Source organism: Microcoleus sp. Z1_A1 (assembly GCF_036700305.1).
In the GTDB taxonomy this organism is placed as follows: domain Bacteria; phylum Cyanobacteriota; class Cyanobacteriia; order Cyanobacteriales; family Microcoleaceae; genus Microcoleus.
In genome coordinates, this window is the sequence record NZ_JAUBOR010000010.1 from 126,429 (window position 1) to 147,525 (window position 21,097).

Annotated in this window: 20 protein-coding genes; 5 read left to right on the forward strand and 15 right to left on the reverse strand. The window is 45.7% G+C overall.

Annotated features, from left to right (window positions below; genetic code table 11):
* Window position 1: 1 nt before the first annotated feature.
* The 4 genes from QT973_RS09195 to QT973_RS09210 all read right to left on the reverse strand — a co-directional run bounded on the left by QT973_RS09195 (window position 2) and on the right by QT973_RS09210 (window position 5,866).
* Window positions 2–2,689: a right-handed parallel beta-helix repeat-containing protein gene (locus QT973_RS09195; protein ID WP_333391204.1), complete on the reverse strand. Its 2,688-nt coding sequence runs from the start codon at window positions 2,687–2,689 to the stop codon at window positions 2–4.
* Between the two features lie 186 nt (window positions 2,690–2,875).
* Window positions 2,876–4,051, reverse strand: coding sequence for an ATP-grasp domain-containing protein (locus QT973_RS09200; RefSeq protein WP_333055808.1), 1,176 nt, complete (start codon window positions 4,049–4,051; stop codon window positions 2,876–2,878).
* A gap of 22 nt (window positions 4,052–4,073) precedes the next feature.
* A complete protein-coding gene (locus tag QT973_RS09205; protein ID WP_333391206.1) occupies window positions 4,074–5,135 on the reverse strand; it encodes a DMT family transporter in 1,062 nt (353 codons plus the stop codon).
* Window positions 5,136–5,365: 230 nt separating this feature from the next.
* A complete protein-coding gene (locus tag QT973_RS09210; RefSeq protein ID WP_333055810.1) occupies window positions 5,366–5,866 on the reverse strand; it encodes a thioesterase family protein in 501 nt (166 codons plus the stop codon).
* Between the two features lie 144 nt (window positions 5,867–6,010).
* On the opposite strand from QT973_RS09210, the gene QT973_RS09215 reads away from it, so the two are divergent.
* Entirely contained in the window at window positions 6,011–6,862 is an 852-nt protein-coding gene (locus tag QT973_RS09215) for a universal stress protein (protein WP_333055811.1), read from the forward strand.
* 260 nt (window positions 6,863–7,122) lie between these two features.
* Here the strand turns inward: QT973_RS09215 and psbM are convergent, their stop codons facing one another.
* From psbM to QT973_RS09260, 9 genes are all read right to left on the reverse strand, one after another.
* Window positions 7,123–7,236 (reverse strand): photosystem II reaction center protein PsbM, encoded by a 114-nt coding sequence (psbM, locus tag QT973_RS09220; RefSeq protein ID WP_015177760.1) that lies wholly within the window; start codon window positions 7,234–7,236, stop codon window positions 7,123–7,125.
* A 281-nt stretch (window positions 7,237–7,517) separates the two neighbouring features.
* Window positions 7,518–7,814 (reverse strand): 2Fe-2S iron-sulfur cluster-binding protein, encoded by a 297-nt coding sequence (locus tag QT973_RS09225; RefSeq protein WP_333055813.1) that lies wholly within the window; start codon window positions 7,812–7,814, stop codon window positions 7,518–7,520.
* Between the two features lie 118 nt (window positions 7,815–7,932).
* Window positions 7,933–9,777 carry a TolC family protein gene (locus tag QT973_RS09230; protein WP_333055814.1) on the reverse strand — a complete coding sequence of 615 codons (1,845 nt, stop codon included), beginning with the start codon at window positions 9,775–9,777 and terminating at the stop codon, window positions 7,933–7,935.
* 141 nt (window positions 9,778–9,918) lie between these two features.
* Entirely contained in the window at window positions 9,919–11,373 is a 1,455-nt protein-coding gene (locus tag QT973_RS09235; RefSeq protein WP_333210792.1) for a DUF512 domain-containing protein, read from the reverse strand.
* Between the two features lie 170 nt (window positions 11,374–11,543).
* Entirely contained in the window at window positions 11,544–11,870 is a 327-nt protein-coding gene (locus tag QT973_RS09240) for a hypothetical protein (protein ID WP_333055816.1), read from the reverse strand.
* Between the two features lie 16 nt (window positions 11,871–11,886).
* Window positions 11,887–12,240, reverse strand: coding sequence for a DUF5615 family PIN-like protein (locus tag QT973_RS09245; RefSeq protein ID WP_333055817.1), 354 nt, complete (start codon window positions 12,238–12,240; stop codon window positions 11,887–11,889).
* 6 nt (window positions 12,241–12,246) lie between these two features.
* Window positions 12,247–12,579, reverse strand: coding sequence for a DUF433 domain-containing protein (locus QT973_RS09250; RefSeq protein ID WP_333055818.1), 333 nt, complete (start codon window positions 12,577–12,579; stop codon window positions 12,247–12,249).
* A gap of 260 nt (window positions 12,580–12,839) precedes the next feature.
* Window positions 12,840–13,001, reverse strand: coding sequence for a hypothetical protein (locus QT973_RS09255; RefSeq protein WP_333055819.1), 162 nt, complete (start codon window positions 12,999–13,001; stop codon window positions 12,840–12,842).
* A gap of 185 nt (window positions 13,002–13,186) precedes the next feature.
* Entirely contained in the window at window positions 13,187–14,089 is a 903-nt protein-coding gene (locus QT973_RS09260) for an undecaprenyl-diphosphate phosphatase (protein ID WP_333263089.1), read from the reverse strand.
* 322 nt (window positions 14,090–14,411) lie between these two features.
* On the opposite strand from QT973_RS09260, the gene QT973_RS09265 reads away from it, so the two are divergent.
* From QT973_RS09265 to QT973_RS09275, 3 genes are all read left to right on the forward strand, one after another.
* Complete coding sequence (locus QT973_RS09265) at window positions 14,412–15,023, forward strand: thylakoid membrane photosystem I accumulation factor (protein WP_333055821.1); 612 nt, start codon at window positions 14,412–14,414, stop codon at window positions 15,021–15,023.
* Window positions 15,024–15,273: 250 nt separating this feature from the next.
* Entirely contained in the window at window positions 15,274–16,335 is a 1,062-nt protein-coding gene (locus tag QT973_RS09270) for a mannose-1-phosphate guanylyltransferase (RefSeq protein WP_333055822.1), read from the forward strand.
* A 242-nt stretch (window positions 16,336–16,577) separates the two neighbouring features.
* Window positions 16,578–17,624, forward strand: coding sequence for a site-specific DNA-methyltransferase (locus QT973_RS09275; RefSeq protein WP_333055823.1), 1,047 nt, complete (start codon window positions 16,578–16,580; stop codon window positions 17,622–17,624).
* Here QT973_RS09275 and QT973_RS09280 read toward each other — a convergent pair.
* Both QT973_RS09280 and QT973_RS09285 read right to left on the reverse strand, forming a co-directional pair.
* Window positions 17,588–18,625, reverse strand: coding sequence for a BstXI family restriction endonuclease (locus QT973_RS09280; RefSeq protein WP_333055824.1), 1,038 nt, complete (start codon window positions 18,623–18,625; stop codon window positions 17,588–17,590). The genes QT973_RS09275 and QT973_RS09280 overlap by 37 nt on opposite strands.
* Window positions 18,622–18,894 (reverse strand): helix-turn-helix transcriptional regulator, encoded by a 273-nt coding sequence (locus QT973_RS09285; RefSeq protein WP_333055825.1) that lies wholly within the window; start codon window positions 18,892–18,894, stop codon window positions 18,622–18,624. The genes QT973_RS09280 and QT973_RS09285 overlap by 4 nt, the downstream gene beginning before the upstream one ends.
* 285 nt (window positions 18,895–19,179) lie before the next feature.
* Here QT973_RS09285 and QT973_RS09290 point away from each other — a divergent pair, with 285 nt between their 5' ends.
* A complete protein-coding gene (locus tag QT973_RS09290) occupies window positions 19,180–20,832 on the forward strand; it encodes an AarF/ABC1/UbiB kinase family protein (protein WP_333055826.1) in 1,653 nt (550 codons plus the stop codon).
* Window positions 20,833–21,097 lie beyond the last annotated feature (265 nt).

The window sequence follows — 21,097 nt, forward strand, 5'->3', positions numbered from 1 at the left end:
TCTATTCTTGATTGCCTTTGCTGTTCAAGTATCCGTTATCTGCAATGCGCCAAGCACCCCCAGCATTGCCCGTTAAATCGCTATCTTCCACGGTAGCAATGCCATCTCTGTAAACGGCGATCGCCTCACCTTCATTACCATTAATCCGACACCGGCGCACGATCAATTTCCCTCCCAATCCGACACCTATTCCCAAACTGCCGTTGTCAAAAATACTGCAATCTTCCACCGTTGCTTTCCCATTATCCGATATAAAAATTCCGTTCCATACCCCATCATGAATTTTATTCCGACGGAGGATCGAATTTGCATCAGGGCCGCAAATTCCCACCACAGAATAGTCCGCAGAAGTGATATCGCTGTCTTCTATGATTAACTCGCCTTTGCGAATATCTACAGCGTAATATTTCCCAGTGGCGCTCAGCGTTAAACCGCGCACTAAAGCACTGTCAGTTGCCATTTTAATGCAGTTTGAGCTGATACTTTCAACCACAATGCGATCGACCTCTCCGCTGCCGATAATTTCTACCGATTTGTCGATAATTAGACTTTCGCGGTAAACGCCTGGATGCACGTCAATGCGCGTGCCCGGTGCTGCATTTTTCAGCGCTTCGCTAATAGTAGTATAATCGCCTTGACCCTGCTGAGAAACAACAAATCCTTGACTCTTCCCAACTTTGGTATCTGAAGTAGATGCTTTAATTTTCCCTGACTTCGACTCAAAATGCTCAGATTGCCGATCGCCCGCTGCGGAAAGTTGCGATGTTAGCTGCAAGCGTTCTTGATAAACTGTCTCTAGCTGATGTTCTAACTCGCATACTTGAGATATAAGTTGAGCTTGATTCTGCTTTGCTGTCTCAATTTGACTTTGAGTTTCCGAGAGTTGAGAATAAAGGTGCGATCGTTCTCTGTTAGCAGTTTCTAGCCCAGATGCCAATTCAGAGCGACTTTGACGCACATTTTCTAACTGACTTTCTAACTCCAATATTTGAGATTGAAGTTGATTTTGATTCTGATTTGCTGTCTCGATTTGAGTTTGCAATTGGGAGATTTGAAAAGTTAGCTGAGATTCCAATTCAGAGCGACTTTGACGCACACTTTCTAACTGACTTTCTAACTCCAATATTTGAGATTGAAGTTGATTTTGATTCTGATTTGCTGTCTCGGTTTGACTTTGGAATTCCGAAAGTTGAGAAGTTAGCTGAGATTCCAATTCACTGCGACTTTGACGCACACTTTCTAACTGACTTTCTAAGTCGGATACTTGAGATTGAAGTTGATTTTGATTCTGATTAGCTGTTTCGATTTGACTTTGGGATTCCGAGATTTGATAATTGAACTGAGATTCCAATTCAGAGCGACTTTGACGCACAGTTTCTAACTGTTGCTCTAACTCCGAGATTTGAGATTGAAGTTGATTTTGATTCTGGTTTGCTGTCTCGGCTTGACTTTGAATTTCCGAGAGTTGAGAATAAAGTTGCGAGCGTTCGGTGTTAGCAGTTTCTAGCTGAACTTCTAATTCAGAGCGAGTTTGATGCAGGCTATTTAGCTGATTTTCTAAGTCCGATACTTGAGATTGAAGTTGAGTAGGGATCTGGTTTGCTGTCTCGATTTGACTTTGCAATTGGGACAGTTGAGAATAAAGGTGGGAGCGTTCTGTGTTAGCAGTTTCTAATTCAGCTTGCAGTTCTGATAACTGAGACTGGAGTTGCGAGCTATCTTCCTCCTTGCGCTGTATCTGAGACTCCAATTCTGACAACTCAGACAGCAGTCTCTCTCGCTCTACAACAACCATTTCGGATTGAAGTTGTACTTCATGAAGTTGAGAGTTTAACTGCATTTTCTCCAGATTAGCTGCTTCTAACTGTCTTTGCAGTTCTAATAATTCCAATGGAGGTTGCTTTGCTTGTTGGCGAGCGGTTTGCAATTGAGAGTTGAGTGTTTTGCGTTCTTGCTCTGCACTCTCCAATTGAGCTTGTAGCTCTGACAATTCCGAAGTAAATTGCGATCGCTCTGCTTCGACTAATTGCAGTTGCTCTTGCAAACCAGATAGTTGAGACTGAAGTTGCTCGCGCTCTTGAATCGAGCGATCGAACTTAATTTGAGTTTCCGACAACTGGTACTGTACCTGCAATCTGCTTTGGCTAGCCGTTTCCAACTGACTTTCAAATTCCGACAGCAGAGCGTGAAATTGAGAACGTTCTGCATCAACCGCCTCTAACTCTGCTTGCATTTCCAGCAATTGAGCGTTAAGTTGCGATCGCTCCTGATCCGCAACTTCTAACTGCTCTTGAAGTTCTGCCACTTCTGCTAACTGAGACTCAGCTTGTTGAGCATTTTCTAGCTGAAACTGCAAATCAGCAATCAGAGTATCAATTTGCGATCGATCCTGGGCAATTCCTGCCAAAAATTCTTCCATTTCCGACACTTGATTTTTTAACACTTCTTGCTCGCGAGTCACAGTTTCCAACCGACTTTGTAACTGAGACAATTCAGAATTTAGCTGATTTTCATTCTGCACCTTTTGCCGCAATTCCGAAGTTCTGGCATCCAACTGAGCAGCCAAATTCGATATCGCCTCCTGCGAACCCTGCATCCGTACCAAATTGCGTGAATTTCGCTTATTCAAAATTAGCCAGCAGACTAATGCCCCGCCTCCAAATCCTATTAATAAAAGTAATGCTTCCATGTGTTTTATCTAATTAATATAAATTGAGGGATTTTGATTATGACCAAAAAAGGGACATCCACAAATCGCGATCTTACTCAAAGCTATCACAACTTGCCAGCCTGTGTTGACTTTTCTCGACAATTTATATTTCTTTACAAATCCCTTTTGTTTACAGGTAAGGTGCAGCCCGCCCTGCAAGTCCGATTAATGCAGCAAATCCACAATATGAGGAATAATTTCGATATGCTGAGTCAACAAATAATCCAACCTATCCGCCAATAAACTAAAAATTAAATCGTTATAACTCATCCCGTATTCCGCCAAACCTAAAGCTACCAAACTCGTCACATTTTCCCCTGGATGTTTCAGATCCGGTTTGGGATTTGCTTCCAAAACATAAAGCGTTCCATCAGCATCACTGCGGACATCAATCCGCACCAAACTGTTCAAACTAAACTCCCAATAAATTTTTCTAGCTAACTCAATTAACTCTTGTTTGAGTTCAGGTTCCTCACCGCCCATCAACCGTCCTCGATCTGCCGTAATCGCTTTTTTGTCCATAGAAGTAAAGATAAGTTCGTCAGGCTCAAGCACGCGCTCCACCGTCGAAAAAGCAAAAGGTTTTGTATCTTTACCAAAACCGCCTTTAGCATATTTAACATAGCCACAAACCGCCACACAAAATTCTCGTCCCGGCAAATACTTTTCAATTAAAGCAGTATTGTGAGTGGCTCGGTGAACTTCCGAAACCGCCTCAGACAAACCCTCAATTTTGTCTACAAAATGAACGTGCAGCGAAGCGCGACCGGATACTGGTTTAACAACAAACGGCCCTTGATAGTCACCAAAAGCAATGGCAAAACGCTGATGCAAATTAGGATGCAAAATCCCTTGAGAAGGATGCCAAGTAATAAACGGAGCGGTTTGTATTCCGACTGATTGCAGTTCCCGTTTAAAAGCGTGTTTGTTATCTAAAGTTGAACTATTTAAAGGATTGTGACCGACATAAGGCATTCCCAACATTTCCAACAATGCGGGAGTGTGACAAACAGGATTGTATCCCTGGACTCCGCCAGTATTCAGCCACACTAAATGGATATTTTTTTGTTTTAGTTGTTCCGGTAAGTTCATGTCGTCAGGCATGACAAAGACTTGCTGAAAGCCAATTTCTGCTAATGCTGTAGCAATTTCGCGGGCGACGATTTCGTAACTCTTCCAAGCGCGGGGATTGTGAGTTTTGTAAATCACTGAGCCGGGGCGATCGCAGTCCCCGCCGAACACCACAGCAATCCGCAATTTAGCAAACAGCACCTCCAAATATTGACGCAGCAAACTAAAGTCATAATGCCAGCGATTCAGGCTAATTGATGTTGCAACCATTTAAGTTTATTTCCTGTGTGTTTTATTTTTTATCTGCCGAACTGCTAGATTTTGCCAAATATATTCCCGCCAAAACTACGGAGAATGCAAACCAATTAAACAAGCTCAAACTTTCCGCAAACAGCACCCCGGCAATAATCGCAGTAATCACGGGTTCTAGCAGCAGAAAAAGAGCGACAAATCCCGACGACAAACGACCGAGACTGTGGATGAGCAGTCCCTGGCCGAAAGCTTGACAAATCACCGCCAAACCAATTACAGCCAGCCATCCCTGCCAAGAATAAGGGAAAACTCGATCGCCCGCCAGCAGAACCAGTGGCAAAACCAAGATACTACCAATAAAACAGCGCCACATCAATATAGTTGTCGCCGGAAACTTCGTTCGCAAATGTTCTGAAAGTAGCAGATTTCCTGCATAAAACATCGCCGATAAAAGAGCAGCAATGTCGCCGACTAGATTGTCTCCCGCCGTTTGCAAATCGTCCATTCCGATCGCAATTGCGCCGGATAAAGCCACCGCCAGTCCCACCAAAAACCTGTTGTCAAAGCGCCGCCCCAACAGCAGCCATCCCCCCAAAGTAGTAAATAAAGGAGTTAAGTTTCGCAGTACAGTAGAATTAGCGACATTAGTCTGACTCAGTGACCAGGCCCAGAAACCCAAAGAAGCAGAAGAAACCACGCCTACGGCTGTTAACAGCATCACATCCTGCAGAGTGTAGCTCGATCGCTCTTCAACTTTTGCCCCAGACATTCGGCGGCGTGCAGCATCAGCACCATTCCATACTCCAAATACCACAGTTGCTATCCACAAACGGTTAAAAACAGTAGCATTCGGGCTGATTTCCCGTTCGCTAAACCTAATAAAAATCGCCGCCAGCGACACCGCTAGCAGCGCCGCAGACAGCGAAACGATCGCCCAAATTTTGCCTTGACTGTCAGCTAATTCACCGTTTTTTAAACTGTCTGACTTTCCCGAAACAAGAGTTTTGTCTTCAGTTTTTAAGGCAGAGTTTAACTCGGTTTTTTCCAAAATATTGCGCCGAAGTTCAATATTTTGCTCTGGCAATTCCAGTTTTTTTGACATTATTAAAAGTTCCAATGAAGGCAAAAAACAGAAAGCAGAAGGTATAATTATAAATTATACAAATCCTCAAAACTCATGCAACAGTATCGCTCCGGGTGCGTCGCCACCCTTAAATATTAAATAATATCCACAATCTTTGAGCGACGCACCGGTGCATACAGTCTTTCAGTAAACAAACCCACACTCATCATTCTTGCTTTCTGGAGGCGAGAATTGGTATTAACAGCAGCTTAGGTTGAAGGTTTAACAGAAAGCCTTGTCAAAGCCTCCTTTAGCGCCGGCGGCAATTGCCGGATAATCTTGTTCTTGTCGCGATCGACACCCACCAAAGTTACCTGTGCTGTCACATATAACTCCTGAGTCTCAGCCGATCGAATTTCGTAATCCCAAAGCAGCCGCACACCCTCGCTAGCAGCCATCCGCGTTCTGACTGCCACAGATTGACCCATTTGTACAGCCCGGTGGTAGCGCAGCGAAAGTTCCACCACAGGCAATTCCAAACCCTGCGCCACCCAGTCTGCATACTCGATGCCAAGAGATCGCAAACTTTCCACCCTAGCTTCCTCCATCCAAGCAATATAAGTCCCGTGCCAAACCACACCGCTGTAGTCAGTATGGTGAGGGTAAACTCGCACCAAATATTCAAACCAGCCCTCAGAGTCGATCCCGCGGCGATTTTGAATAGCACCAGCCGGTGCGAGTTCAGGTTGAGTTCGATCGTTCTCTAACACTTTACAAATCGTTCCAAAACGCTACATTTCTACAAATCATAAGACAAACTTCAGGCTTATGCTTGACTGTAAGCAACTAGAGTACCAACGCCCTAGTTTAACGTCGCACAAGAAAACTCAACTGTTTTTACCGCCAAAAAAACCATGATAGAAAAAATTTTAGTAGCCGTCGCCGGTCGCGGCTTGTGCGAAGAGATGTTTAATATGTTGATGGACATCCCTTCCTTGCAACAAACCTCTGTCACCGTCTTGCACGTCGTGCCGCCCCAAGTAACCTCCGATGGCATGGCCGAGAAACTGGAAGAAGGAGGCAAGATTTTAGCACAAGCAGTCCAGTCTTTGAAAATAGATCCCAGCAAAGTCAACCCCAGGCTCAAACAGGGAGACCCGAAAACCACAGTTTGCCAAGTCGCAGAAGAAGAACAATCCGACTTAGTAATTATGGGTTCCCGCGGACTCGGACGGCTGCAATCGATTTTGGAAAACTCAGTCAGCCAGTACGTTTTCCAGCTAACATCCCGACCGATGTTGTTAGTAAAAGACGACATCTATGTCAAAAAAATCAAGCGCGTCATGGTGGCGGTAGACAAATCAGAAGCTGCCAAACAGTCATTAGAGCTGGCGCTATCTTTGGTCAAAGAAGTCAGTGGCCCAGAGATAATTTTAGTACACGTCACCAAAGATTTGACGGGAAAATCCAGCACAGATTTAACAACAAGTGCTGAAAAAGACGCTGTATTGGCCCCAGCAGTAGCACTAACCAAACAAATGGGAGTTAGCTACCGCTGCGTGAGTGCTACAGGCAAGCCAGGGGAAGAAATTTGTCGGATTGCAGACGAGTTGAATGCCGACTTGTTAGTAATCGGTTCCCCGGATCGGCGACCCAGCGTTGCCAAAAACTTTGTGGATATCGATCGACTCCTAGGAAATTCGCTATCAGACTACGTGCGAGTTTATGCCAACTGTCCCGTCTTGCTAGCCCGCACAGTCGGCTAGAATCTCATCGTTAACACTTAGGATCGCGAATTAAATAATTTACACTCTTGAAAGTGCGGAGTAGGGGTTGGGCTTATAGCCCGCCCTTTCTGGACGGGCGGGACGCCCATCTCACAAAAACCATCACGCATTGTAAGTTATTTAATTCTCATTCCTTAGCAGCTAACACTCAACAGTTAATAAAAAAAGCGCCTCAGCAAAAAGCTGTTGGCGCTTTTTTTTTGCAAGCAGCTTGCGCCTGACAGAAATAACAGCAGTTGCTAATCTTTTCTACCTTGACGGCTAGCTGTTTGAATGTACAGAATGATTAGAAAAACACTGGGAACCAATACAAACAGAATGGTTGCCACAAACCCTAAATCGTTAACTTCCATGAAGACGCTCGCCTCTATCGGAAAATAGAAAAACACACACAACTAGGATATCACTCAAAGGCAAAAGGCAAACTCGAAGACAGAAGAAGAGCTGACGGACAAGCGTCGAAACCCGCTTTCTGCCTGGATGCCTCCCTACCCAATCTCTTATTTGTCCTAGAAACCAAGTTTCTTTTCCTAGGCGAGCAAAAGGCGTGATTATACAGTGAAATAGGAAAAAAAACACAATTTTTGCATTCTGCATTTTTCTTTCTGTTAATCAACCTTCTGCCTTCTGAGAGTCACGGTTTAGTCTTGACGCTCACCGGGCCATTGACCATAGCTTGACAAGCCAACCGATAGTTTTCGGGCTTTTTCTTGAGCTTGCGGTTCTCAAAGTCAGTGCGGGGCGACAGATTTTCACTGCCCTCGACAATTTCCACAATGCAGGTGCCGCATTGACCGTAGCCCCCGCAATTCATCATCTTTCCCGAAAATGTGTACAAATCGATGCGGTTTTCTAGAGCTTTGAGTCTCAAATTGGCTCCGTCTGCTGCGATGACTTCCTGATTTTCCTTCACAAACTTGATATTGGCCATTGCCGATTCCTTAACGCAGTTGACATGGAACTCTATTACAAAATATTAACTAATGTGTCGGACGTTTAATACAGGATGTCCAATTGATCTGGTAATTAAAGCTCGCCCCAACCCAATCTCAAGGAGCATCCGAGAGGTTATTAGTCGGAAGATTGCTCACAGCCCGCTGGAGAGACGAAAGTCCCAGGTTGTAGGTGACAATTGCCGACAATCGGTTTCTCTCAGCCCTAGTCAAATCAGTTTCCGCCTGAATCACATCCGTCTGAGTACCCACACCAGCTTGAAACCGCAGTCTCGCCAGACGCAAAGCTTCCCTCGACTGCAAAACCCCCGCCTCAGAAGTTTCGATATTCTCAAAACTCGACTCTAAGCCAAAATAAGCTTGTTCCACTTCCCGGCGCACCTGGTTGCGGAGTTGGTCAAATCGACTTTCGGCGATCGCAATATCAGCATCCCGCTGTCTCACCCTCGCGTTCGCCGCGCCCCCGTCGAAGATACTCCAAGTCAGACTCGCCCGGATCGAATAACCATCCGCCCACCCGCGAGTAGCAAACGGGTTGGGGTCGTCAGGGTCTTGTCCCAGCACGTTGTAACTACCCCCAACACTCAGTTGAGGCAAACGCCCCGCCTGAATCGATCGCCTCTGCTGCTTGCTGATATCCCTCTGCACCAACTGCTGTTCCAACTCGGGGCGATTCCTAAAAGCCTGCACGATACTCTCTTCCAAAGACAGCCTCCAAGAGCCCGCTTGCTCTACCGGATCGGCCGCCGTCAAGTTCGCCGACTGGCTGACATTCAAAATCTCAGCCAGACGCCGCTGGGCAACTCGCTGATCGCGACGAGCAACTGACAGTTGTTGCACTTCGTTAGCCAAATTTGCCTGAGCCTGCAATACAGCAAACCGGGTTCCCACCCCTGCCCGTTCCAGGGCTTCGGCATCCCGCAAACTTTGCTGAGCATTTCTGACTGAAGCTTGGCGGATGGCAACTTGTCCGTCCGCGTTTTGCAAGGTGTAGTAAGCCTCAGCAGTGTCGAAGCGGAGTTCCTCGGCTTGGCGTTCCACATCCAATTCCCGAAGGCGCAACTGTTCCTCGGCCGCGCGGATGTTAGCCCGCCGTCTTCCGAACAAATCGATGTCATAGCTCAACTGCAAAGTGTTGTTGAGACTGTTGCTGCCTAAATTTTGCCGGGCTTGCTCGGCGGGCTGCCCGGTTCCGTTAGCCCGAGAGTTGTTGAAGCGCTGCTGAGCCCGGACTCCGAGTTCTCCGCCTGCAGTCACAGAGCGGCTGGCGTCCATTTGAAAATTCAGGTCTGGATAAAGAGCAGCTTGCTGTTCGCGCAAAGCGGCTCTGCTTTGTTCCACTTGCTGTCCGGCGATTTGCAAAACTTGGCTGTTGCGGCGGGCGAGGTCGATCGCCTGCTGCAAGGTAATTGACTCAGTTTGCTCGATCCTGACATCCTCCGGGTTTGTCGGAAACTGCAGGGGATTCGGGTTGGGTTCCAGGGAAGCCGGAGGCTTGGTGTCTAAAATACCCCTCGGAGGGACAGGGGGGAAACTTTCGTTCGGAGTGCCCCGGAGGATGGGTACCGGGGAACTCGGCACAGGAACATTGTTGGGAGGGTTCGGGGAAGGCTGCTGAGTCTGTGTCGGTTCCAACCCTCTTAGAGGCGTTGCACCGGCCTGAGACAGAGTTGATGGGGAAGCCGGAGCAGCCTGTTGAGGCTTTGATGCTTGCTCGCTTCCAGTTGGGGGATTAAGGGCGATCGACTGTTCGGCCTGTGACGCTGATTCTGCAGCTGTGTTCGAGGTCGATCGAACCTTCTGCCCTAATTCGAGCTGATTGAAGCGGGCCAAACTGTCCTGAGATTGAGTCGGAGACTGTGCTGAAGCACTCTGTGGGGCGTTGCCCAAAGTAATTGCAGCGCCCACTCCGACTACGATGATTTGACGAAAAACACGCATAATTTTTTAATTACTCTGCAATCCTAGAGACAATTTTAGAGCAAGATTGAGGTCTCAAATTTCTAGTCTGTAGCCTGAACTCGACGGTTGCAAGTCACAATTACCCTACTCATCTTAACTTTTGAATGTTCGATTCAAAATTTAGAATTTAACTTCAGCATTTGCCAGACCGATCGCCGTCGAGATTAGTTCCTCTACTCCGCTCACCGGCAAAATCCGGGTTTTTAGCGAGCTGGCGAGCTGTTCGAGGGTCATGTCGTCGAGAAAACGCGGTTCCCCCTGTTTTAGCATCACCGACGGCAGCAGAATGCCATCTCCCAAGTCTCGCCCCTGCAAAGCTTCCAGCAAATCTTGCCCGGTGAGCAAACCCGTGACAGTGATAGTTTGTCCCCAGTAGTTGCTGCACAGTGCGGCCATGTTGACGGACAAGCCGGGAATTTGGTTTAGTTGTTGTACGATCGGCTCAAAAGCTTTTTCGACAGCATTCCCCACCACCCAAACTAACTTGCGCGCAGGCTCGACTGGCATCGGTTGCAGCTTCTCAAAAGCCGTTTCAAACTGCTGGATAAACTGGCGGATAGAACCCACACCATTACCAATTTGCGGATAATCTTCGTAATCAGCAGCCGACGGCAAATCTAAACCAGCGATTAAAAACCACTCGTCAGCCAGCCAAATACAGCGAGATTTTGACTTTCCTAACAAGCCATTTAAATCTTCTCCCCCCCTTGCTAAGGGGGGGTTGGGGGGGGTATATTTTGAATTCTTCCTTTTCGGCTTTCCGCCACCTTTTCCTGTACTCAAAAGCCCTTGAATTTTCTGCACTTGCTCGATTACTTCTCGCGCTTTTTGGGCAGTTACTGCGATTAGTTCATCTTCGGCCGGGCGAAAGCGAGTTAAACCCACCGGCACTACAGCCACCGATGCTACAGCCGGAATACTTCCAGTATGAAACTTTGCCAAATCTAACAAAGTGCGTTCTAAATGTTCGCCATCATTAATACCGGGACAAACAACTACTTGAGCGTGAATTTGCAAGCGGCGTTCTTGAAACCATTTGATTTGTTCTAAAATCTTCCCCGCGCGGAGATTTTTTAGCAACCGAATTCGCACTTCCGGTTCCGTAGCGTGTACCGAAACATAGAGAGGAGAAAGCCGCATTTGTTCGATTCTGTCCCACTCTTTTTCAGTCAGATTTGTGAGAGTGAGATAGCTACCGTAAAGAAAACTAAGTCGGTAGTCATCATCTTTGAGATACAAAGTTTCGCGCTTTCCCGGAGGCTGCTGGTCAATAAAGCAAAAAGGACAGCGATTGTTGCACTGAATTAGTCCGTCAAAAAGAGCAGTTTCAAATTCCACTCCCAAGTCTTCGTCATACTCTTTTTCTATTTCTAATTTGTGAGTTTTGCCTTTAGTGTCTAATACTTCTAATTCTAGAAATTCATCGGCGCACAGGAATTGATAGTCAATCAAGTCGCGGGGTTTTTGACCGTTGACGGCGACGATTGAGTCTCCGGGTTCAAATCCCATTTCGGCGCAGATGCTGTCGGGGATAACTTTGGTGATTAGGGCGGGCCGGATTGATATGTCGCTCATGGTTATTAGTTATTAGTTATTTGTTATTTGTTAGCGGAGAATGTTTACAGTTTAACTTGTCTAGGCTGACAGAAGCGATCGGGCGATCGCTTCTGCCAGTCTAGGCGAGTGAATTGTCTTTAACGTCTTTAACAGAATTGACTTGTCGGGTTGCTAAATATACAGCATTATTATATTTTTTCCATAAACAGTTCTGCAATCCGCACCTCAAAAGTTATTCCGGGTAGCTGAGGCTGCCATCCGAGTCGCACCGCTTGCCGTATCCATTGTGTTGCATCACAGGGTGTTACTGGTTTCACTTCGTTAGTACCCCAACATTGAGGATGAGGTCGATCGGTGATGATAACTAACACCGAACCCCGTTTTTGGGCGTGTTCGATCGCAACATGAAGATTTCCGGAGTATTCTTGCGTATAAGTAGCTTGTCTTCGGATTAGCCAGATAAAAGGCTCCCCATCAACAATTATTTTTCTGGCTCCTTTTTTCGGTATTGACATAGTTTGCTTAAACTCGTTAGCGTAAAGGTAAAAATCGCACTTGTCCTTCCCATTCTCCTTCCAGACTGCACTCAGCTATTAGCAAAATTTCCTCGATCGCCAAACCTACAGAAACACGGCGGCTGACTTCAAATAACCCTGGCATCGCAAGACCTGCTTGCATTCGTTCGTAGGCAAAGTTTGTCATAGTTGCTACATCGTGAGTTAGTACCACGCGCCCTTGCTGCGCGGCCCATTCTAAAACAGTTGGGTCGTCTGCTTCGATCAAGCCCATATCTTGAACGCGGACAATATCAACGTCGGGATTTCGCCGCAGAATACCTCGAACAATCTGATTGTTAAAGTTCTCGTCTGCCAATAATCGCAGCATATAACACTACCCTTTTTGGTTGCGTCTGGCTAATAAGCGATCGCGTATTCCAACTGGGTTAAAACGCCTTTCTGCTTCCTGCTGAACTTCTGTGGCAAGACGTTGACGTTCCATCAGATAAGCGTCAACTTCGGATTGGTGTCGCAAGTAGTAGCCGATCGCAAAATAAATATCGGAAAGTTGAAGAGACGGGTACTGTTCCCGGATTTCTTCTGCTGTGCCTCCTTCAAGAAAAGCTGTAATGACTGTATCTAGGGTAATTCGGGTTTGGCTAACCCGGATAACACCGTTTGCATCAGCCACAAGCGGAATTGGTTCAGCCGTAGGAACAAATAGCATTTTAAGATTGATGGCAGTATTAGTTTTCTCTTTTCAGCATAGCAGTCTCCTAGGCTCGATCGCCTTTAGAATCAGAATAACTTCTGGGTTGTGAATTTAGCTTGGCTGTGAGAGGATGTATCAAAAATATGTATTTATGAAACTCAAAATTTTGACGGGGTTCCTGACAGGCTTAGTTGTTTCTGCCAGCACAACAGCGCTCTTTTGTCAACCCAGCCTTGCGCCAAATAATCCCTTTTTTTGCGAGACTATTCCATATATTAGCACTGGGATTCTGAACGGAGAACCTGTTTTAAATCTGATACTATTGTTCCCACAATTCCGGGAGAGATAAAGAAGGACATCGCTACACCAATGCTAGCACCATGAACCAGCATAATTAGCGTTAATTTTTCATTTTGGCGCTCGCTATCTTCAGGCATTCTATATCCTTCACGGCGACGCTCACTTTGAGTTAAAAGCTAACAGCTTGTCAGCTATTAATAAGCTTTTTATGAACGGGCAAGATGCCCGTCCCACAAGAAAATTTACTCTTTGTGGAACAGGCATCTTGCCTGTTCTTGTTTTGTGGAACAGGCATCTTGCCTGTCCTTTTAATTATAACAACCTACGCATTTTTCACTGCCCCACCTGCGATCGCCGTTAAAATGGCCACGCCAAAAGCTAGCCGATACAACACAAATATCCACGTCTTTTGAGTTTGCAGGAACTTCATTAGCCACGCGATCGACAAATAAGAAAACACAAATGATGAAATCGTTCCCACTATCAAAGCTGCAACTCCCGCATCGCTGATTCCTTGTCCCAAATCACCCCTTAATTCCACTAATCCAGCCAGAGTAATTGCCGGAATTCCCAATAAAAAAGAAAACCGCGCGGCGGCGGGTCTTTCCAATCCCATGAACAATCCTGCTGTTAGAGTGGAACCCGATCGCGAACACCCCGGAATCAAGGCGATTGCTTGAGCTAATCCCATCAAAATACCGTCTAAGACAGTTAACTTTTCATAAGTGCGATTGCGCTTGCCAATTTTTTCTGCTATTGCTAACAGTAGCGACATGACGATCGAAGCAATGGCGATACTGGCCAAACTTCTAAGTGGCGAGTTGTCAAAATCTGGAACCAATGCCTTGATTAGCAGCCCAAAAAAGACTATAGGTATTGTTCCCAAAACCAGTGCTACCGCCATTTGAAACTCATGGGATTTGTAGTTGCGCTGCACCAGGGCTTCGACTGCACCAACAGCTATATTTGTCAAGTCTTTCCAGAAATACCAAAGCACTGCGACAATGCTGCCCAACTGAATAACAGCAGTATAAGCAACTCCGGGATCGCCCCATCCCAGGGCGATCGGCACTACCTTCAAATGAGCGCTGCTGCTGATAGGCAAAAACTCTGTTAATCCTTGTACAATTCCTAAAACAAGGGCCTGCGCCAGATTGATTTGAGCCGGCCCGGAAACATCAGCAGCCGGCGTTTGGGCGAGGAGTGCGTCAAGCAAAGCTATCATTAGTTGTAAATTCCCAGTTTTCAGTTTCTAGTTATCACTTGGATTTAACATCTTGCATTATTTTCAGAAGCTACAAGCCCATGCCACCACAAATAAATTTTATTGTGGCGCGGACACTTCCAGCCCGCCCCTAAAAAGCCGATCGCAAATAGTGATCTTGGGCCTGTAGAATCGCCTTGTCGATCGCCACTATCAGCAATTTACGATCGTCGAGCCGAAACTACTTTAACCTACTCAACAACATTTGCCTACATTTTGCTGATAAACTTAGGAAAGTTTTTGCATCTGATTTCGGTTTCCTTACAGCAACTGCCCACAACCTATGATATTTACTGAGAAAAAAAAATCACTTGTTACTGCTGCTTCTGGCATCCGCTGGCTGAGGCGAATCTTGTCAGCCAGTCTTGTAACAGTGGCGATCGCACTTAGCTTCATACTGCTAAGCGGCACGGCCCCAGCCTTGGCAACTCTTACGGACGATCGCTTTGACGGTACAATATTTGCCCTCTACGCCGGCAACGGTTCCCTAGTTCCTCCTAAAGTCAAGATTACAGATTCTTTCAAACGCCATAAACCCGTACTGTTGGTTTTTTACACTGACGACAGCAGCGACTCCAAGCAATACGCGATCGTCGTCTCTCAACTCCAGGAATTTTACGGGCGCGAAGCCGATTTTATGCCCATAACAATTGACTCTTTGCCTCCGCAACCGTCACCCGAAATCACCGAACCAAGCCATTATTACGAAGGTTTCGTACCTCAAACTGTCATCCTAGACCAATCGGGAAAAGTAGTTTTCAATGAAAAAGGACAAATACCATTTGAACAGGTAGATGACGCTTTTCGGAAAGTATTTGACTTGCTGCCTAGAGAAAAATCAATTCCGCTCAAACGCCGTGTTGTGAACGAACTCAATATCGAATTGTCGAAGTAATAGGTAATGGCTAATTCCTAGTGGCTATAGCAATCTTCAATGATTCCTCAACCAGAGTTTTTCGGTCTTATATTGAATAAGGTATGCTGGGGCGCACCTTACATTGATCGTGATACTAATTGGATTGAAAAAGTGACAGGCAGAAGATAGAAGGTAGAATTAAAAATTAAGCTACGGGTAAAGACACGGCATTGCCGTGTCCCTACCAGTATCAAGGCAAAATAGATGTGAACAGTTTAAACTTTAAACAATGAGTAGAACCTTAATTCCTGTGATTCTGGCCGGCGGTAAAGGCGAACGTTTCTGGCCACTAAGTCGCAAACAGCGGCCCAAGCAGTTTTTGAGTCTCGACGGTAGCGGCAAGAGTTTGCTGCAGGCTACTGCGGAAAGACTTTTGGAATTAGGTAACGGTTGGGACGATTTGTGGGTGGTAACGTCGGAAATGTTGGCGGAGGGGGTTCGGGAACAGTTGCCGCTGTTACCGCCGGAGAATTTACTGGCGGAACCGGAGGGCCGGGATACTGCGCCGGCGGTGGCCTGGACTGCTATAGAAACTGCGAAGCGTTACGGTGAGGATGCGGTTGTTGGTTTTTTCCCGGCGGATCACTGGATTGGGGAACCACAGGAGTTTATCAAGACTTTGGAGGCGGCGGCGGAGTTGGCGAAAAATCAGGATGCGATCGCCACTTTGGGAGTCAAGCCGAGTTATGCTTCTACCGGTTACGGCTACATCGAACAAGGCGAGGAAATCGGCAGTTTTGGGGGTTTTCCGGCCTATCGAGTGGCGAGGTTTACGGAAAAGCCCGATCGTACAACTGCGGAAGAATTTGTAGCCAGCGGCAAGTTTAGCTGGAACGGCGGAATTTTTGTATTTCGAGTCGGAACAGTCTTGACAGAACTGCGAAATCATGTACCTGAAATGATGGCAGCTTTGGAAGCAAAAGGGGCGCAGGCGTACTCGGAATTACCCAAAATTAGTATCGATTACGCGCTGATGGAGAAGACGCAAAAGGCTTGTGTTCTGCCCGTAGGCTTTAGCTGGGACGATTTGGGAGATTGGAATGCGATCGGTCGTTTGCTGCAAGGAGATAAGCCGAATTTGGAGTTAGCCAAACACGTCGGAATTGATACGAAAGGTGGCATTTTTTATGCAGCCGATGAGAATGAGGTGATTGTCACCATTGGTTTAGAAGATGTGGTAGTTGTCAGAGATGGCAATGTAACTTTGATTGTAAAAAAGGACAGGACGCAGGAGATTAAACAGGTAATTAAGGTGTTGGGAGAAGATGATAAATTGAAAGATTTATTGTGATAGAAATAGGGCGATTATCAATCGCCCTTTGGAATTACAATAAATCCCGGAAAAAGCGAATTACAAAAAATTATAAAACAGGCTATTTTTCCCGAAGCTGTTAAAGATGTTGAACCGGGCGAGCGTAAAACCCATCATTTAATTGTCTTACAGACTAGACTGAGGTTCGGTTTCCCATATATAATAACTTAAATTATGGAATCGAGCGGTTGAGTACAGAGCGCTATAGAGAAAATAAGCCAATGAACACCTACTTTCAATCCCCTGCGGTCACTCTCTACCAAGGTGACTGCTTAGATGTATTAAAGTCACTGCCTAATAATTGTGTCAATCTAATTCTGACAGACCCCCCCTATCATTCTACTAAAAAAGATAACATTACGGGCGACAAAAGATTTAAAAATGATCCAGAGTACCTTCACTGGTTAGACACTATAGCCGAGCAATGGCAGCGGGTATTAGCTCCCAATGGCTCTCTCTACTGTTTTGCCTCTAATAAAATGGCAGCCAAAATTGAGGTAATGTTAGGTGAAAGATTTAATGTCCTAGCTTCAATTACTTGGACAAAACCCAATGAACCAGGCTATGATGGATGGAAGCAAAAGGCAAAAAAAGAAAGTTTAAGGAGTTGGTATCTTCATTCGGAACGGATTATTTTTGCTGAATCAGCCTCAGCGGAAAACAACAAACAATCAGCTTTTGGTAGCTTGCTCAGAAAAACCCGCGAAGCTGCAGGGATCTCAACTATTCAGCTAACAGAAGCTATTGGTGAGTATGGGAGTGTCAATCACGGTGGTGCAGTATCGAATTGGGAGACCGGCAGAAACATCCCCAGTCCCGAACAATATCAAAAACTGAAATCGGTGTTGTCTAAATTTAGCCCCCAAGTCCCAGAATTACCTGATTATCAAGAAATAATCAGACCTTTTTCTGTAACTGCCGATATACCATACACCGATATTTGGGATTTCCCAACAGTTAGACCTTACCGGGGTAAACACCCAGCAGAAAAGCCATTAGATATGATTACTCATATTATTGAAGCCAGTTCTTATTCGGGTGATATGGTGCTGGATTGCTTTGCAGGTTCAGGTGTTGTTGGACAAGCAGCCCAAATGTTAGGTCGTAAAGCTATGCTGATTGAGATTGAAGAAAGTCTGTGTCACAAAATAACTTTACGGTGTTCTGATATATCACAGCCATTACCAAAGTCTAAAACATCAGAATTTGACTGGAAAAAGGAATTTTTGTTTCAAAACTTATTAAATAATGTGTCTTCGGAAAAATAATTAATTATTTTTCCGTTATTTGTGAGGACTTCTTCCATCCATTTTAATGTGCGTTTAACTCCCCAGTCTCTAGCTGCTGCATTACAGTGATGATGTCCCCATCCCAAATTGTAACGACAGTGATTATATACTCCGGCTTTGAGTTCCTTAACATGAAATAAATTTGCTGTGGTAACTGTCAAATCAGGTACATTTCGACCTTCAGCTTGTTCCACGCGGGACGCCAGCTCTTGAGCTAGGATAGGCTTCAAGCAAAGAGGGCAAACGGTACGCTGTTGGCTATCTATTATCCTGTTTTGCTGAAGTAGCGTAAGATCGCTCAGTCCCATGTCCTGACATTTAGCTTCGATTATTGCCTTGCATTCTTCAGGATTCAGTGTCCCTTCTTCTCGCGCCATATCAATAATTCCCTCGGTTTGCCACACAAGGAAAGATAACTGATATCTAGTAGCTTCTATTTCTGTTTTTGAAGCATACTCATAAATCCTAATTCCTGCCCCTTGACCGCCAGTTTTGCTATCTATGTACCCATGCCTTTCAAGAGAGTCTCCAGGACGGGTAGTATCTGGTACGCGGGCAAGGTATTGACCTCCTAGTGGTGGAATTCGAGAATGGGCGGGATGCCAACCATACTGACTTGGAGGGTAGCGCATCCATTGAGGTCTAGTTTCATAAAATACTAATAAATCTTTTCCTAGCTGTAAGTCTTTTGGTAAATCTAATTTAGAGGTTGGAGGAGTGTCCGAAAAGTATTCCTCTGGATGGGCAAGAACTATGTAACCATTTTCAAATCCTTCGGGTGGTGGGACAACCCCAACTTTCCACGAACTCAGCGGTATTAGGACTGTACTAGATCGGAGGACGCGGTTTTGATAAACAGTATCTTTCTCTGCACCTCTGGTTTGACCTGTCTTTTCAACTTTTCTCGCTATTGCTGCTGGCAGACCAAGTTTATAGCTCAACCGAGTATTTTTAGCTTTAGCATTTTTTTTAGCTGTCACTCTTCTACCTCTATACCATAGTTAGCAAAGAGCTCAGAAATAGATATATCCAGGGCTTTTGTTAGATTGTCAATATTTTCCAAAGATGGATTGCGCTGACCTCTTTCTATGCTCGAAATGTAAGTACGATGAAGTCCTGAAATTTCGGCTAGGTGTTCTTGTGATAGATCGAGTTCTCGCCGACGCCGCCTTATGGCTTTTCCAAAACGCTTTTTGATATCTATTTCACTTTTTTGCTTCAAGGTACAATTATCAAAAAATGTAGACAATAAATCTACAGACTATAAATAAACTTTTATAGACAATAAGTCTACAGATTATAAGTCAATTAATGAATACTATAAGTAACAAAACGGTCTGAAAATGTTTCCGAGACGAGGAAATTCTCAACAGCAATTCTGCTACCCAAAATACGCGCGTGCGAAGCTATCCCGTAGGGAATCGCGCCCCATTCGCACCACCCCCAAGTTATTCCCCAAGACACTGGTCAGCTTGGTCAACAGCGCTATCCTAGTAGTTATATAGCCCTTAAACCCGATCGACCCGGAGGCCCCTTGTTTAGCCTAGTTCAAAACAATTCTCGCAAAGGAGAAATTCTAGAGGTCGTCTTCCGCAACGGTTGGGACTACATGAAAAGCCTCCTAACCGGCCGCAAAACCGACGCACCCAGTCTCCCAACTCCAGCAGTTCTCCGCAATATCCTCGTCGAATTAGGCCCAGTATTTGTCAAATTGGGTCAATTGCTGAGCACCCGTCCTGACCTTTTACCCGCCAGCTACATCGAAACTCTCTCCACGCTACAAGCGGAAGTGCCGCCCGTACCGTGGTCGCAAGTAGAAGCAATCGTCCGCCAGGAACTCACACAATCTCTCGAAAATACCTTCGCCAAATTTAACACCGAAGCCATCGCAGCAGGTTCGATCGCCCAAACCCACAAAGCTACCTTAAAAGACGGCCGCGAAGTCGCCCTCAAAGTTCAGCGCCCCGGTATTGATATTGTCATCGAACAAGACATCGCCGTACTGCGAGGTTTGGCAGAACTTGTCATGCTCACAGACTTCGGTCAACAATACGATATTGTCGCCTTAGCAGAAGAATTTGCGATCGCCCTGCGTGCAGAACTAGACTTCATTCAAGAAGCCAGCTACACAGACGAACTGCGCCGCAATTTATCTAAAAGTAAATGGTTTGACCCCACACAAGTGGTCTTACCAGAAATTAACTGGGAGTTAACTACAAAAAAACTCTTAGTCATGGAGTGGCTGAACGGAGTCCCGATTTTGTTAGGCGATTTGCAAGGAATTCGCCACAAAGGAGATATAAATGCCGAACGCGAAGAAATTACAACGCTACTTTGCCGCGTTTTCTTCCAGCAGTTATATATCGACGGATTCTTTCACGCAGACCCGCATCCCGGCAATTTATTTTATCTCAAAGACGGCCGCATAGCTTTGCTAGACTGCGGCATGGTCGGCAGATTAGACCCGCGCACTCAGCAGAATTTGACAGAAATGTTGCTGGCAATTGTCGATTTAGACGCTCAGCGCTGCGCTCAATTAACTTTGGAAATGGCCGAATTTGCTCAGCCGACAAGTTTAGTTAATCTAGAGAACGATTTGGCTCGAATGCTACGCAAGTATTACAATGTTAGCTTGTCGCAAATGAACTTGTCGGAAATTTTTTATGAGGTGCTGGAAATCACCCGCAAAAATAAAATTCGGCTGCCCAGCAATCTCGGTTTGTATGCAAAAACTCTAGCGAATTTGGAGGGACTGGCGCGCTCTTTTAATCCCCGATTTAATATTGTAGAGCAGGTTAAACCGCTGATGACCGATATGTTTCGGCGTCAGTTATTAGGAGACGATCCGATCCAAGCTCTGCTGAGAACTGCCCTGGATCTGAAAAGCTTATCTTTGCAATCTCCGCGACAGGTGGAAGTGCTTTTAGACCGAGTTACTTCGGAAACTTTGAAGTGGAACTTGACACTAAAAGAACTCGATCCGCTACGCCGCACTCTGGGGGATTCTGCGAACCGACTTTCTTTTAGTATTGTCGTGGGTTCGCTGATTGTGGGGGCGGCAATTATTTCTTCTAACGCACAAACTTCTCAGCTATCTTTTCTGAGCACTGGTTTGTTTGGGGCGGCGAGTTTTTTGGGTTTTTGGTTGATTATTAGCATTCTCAGGTCAGGGCGTTTGCGAAGTTGATTGAAAACGGGAAATGGGGAAAGTCAGGAGATATAGCAATTCTTTCGGGAAACACGAAACTGAGTTTTTTTGTGAAGGAACCGCGAAGACTCTCTTGACGCGAATGTTGAGAAGAGAAGAGAAAAATTTCACAATTTATGCCAGGAGTGCTATGGCATCCTCAACTATTAAGCAACATCTCTGACTTAAGATAGGCGATCGCCCGCAGCCGCTGAGTCTAAGCTAGAAATTATAGTTAGATCGAGTTTTGAGGGAGTAAAGTCTC

Excerpts from the sequence above, each read along its gene's own strand:
- QT973_RS09195 (WP_333391204.1), bottom strand. The coding sequence starts at position 2,689 with ATGGAAGCATTACTTTTATTAATAGGATTTGGAGGCGGGGCATTAGTC.
- QT973_RS09200 (WP_333055808.1), bottom strand. The coding sequence starts at position 4,051 with ATGGTTGCAACATCAATTAGCCTGAATCGCTGGCATTATGACTTTAGT.
- QT973_RS09205 (WP_333391206.1), bottom strand. The coding sequence starts at position 5,135 with ATGTCAAAAAAACTGGAATTGCCAGAGCAAAATATTGAACTTCGGCGC.
- QT973_RS09215 (WP_333055811.1), top strand. The coding sequence starts at position 6,011 with ATGATAGAAAAAATTTTAGTAGCCGTCGCCGGTCGCGGCTTGTGCGAA.
- psbM (WP_015177760.1), bottom strand. The coding sequence starts at position 7,236 with ATGGAAGTTAACGATTTAGGGTTTGTGGCAACCATTCTGTTTGTATTG.
- QT973_RS09225 (WP_333055813.1), bottom strand. The coding sequence starts at position 7,814 with ATGGCCAATATCAAGTTTGTGAAGGAAAATCAGGAAGTCATCGCAGCA.
- QT973_RS09230 (WP_333055814.1), bottom strand. The coding sequence starts at position 9,777 with ATGCGTGTTTTTCGTCAAATCATCGTAGTCGGAGTGGGCGCTGCAATT.
- QT973_RS09235 (WP_333210792.1), bottom strand. The coding sequence starts at position 11,373 with ATGAGCGACATATCAATCCGGCCCGCCCTAATCACCAAAGTTATCCCC.
- QT973_RS09240 (WP_333055816.1), bottom strand. The coding sequence starts at position 11,870 with ATGTCAATACCGAAAAAAGGAGCCAGAAAAATAATTGTTGATGGGGAG.
- QT973_RS09245 (WP_333055817.1), bottom strand. The coding sequence starts at position 12,240 with ATGCTGCGATTATTGGCAGACGAGAACTTTAACAATCAGATTGTTCGA.
- QT973_RS09250 (WP_333055818.1), bottom strand. The coding sequence starts at position 12,579 with ATGCTATTTGTTCCTACGGCTGAACCAATTCCGCTTGTGGCTGATGCA.
- QT973_RS09255 (WP_333055819.1), bottom strand. The coding sequence starts at position 13,001 with ATGCCTGAAGATAGCGAGCGCCAAAATGAAAAATTAACGCTAATTATG.
- QT973_RS09260 (WP_333263089.1), bottom strand. The coding sequence starts at position 14,089 with ATGATAGCTTTGCTTGACGCACTCCTCGCCCAAACGCCGGCTGCTGAT.
- QT973_RS09265 (WP_333055821.1), top strand. The coding sequence starts at position 14,412 with ATGATATTTACTGAGAAAAAAAAATCACTTGTTACTGCTGCTTCTGGC.
- QT973_RS09270 (WP_333055822.1), top strand. The coding sequence starts at position 15,274 with ATGAGTAGAACCTTAATTCCTGTGATTCTGGCCGGCGGTAAAGGCGAA.
- QT973_RS09275 (WP_333055823.1), top strand. The coding sequence starts at position 16,578 with ATGAACACCTACTTTCAATCCCCTGCGGTCACTCTCTACCAAGGTGAC.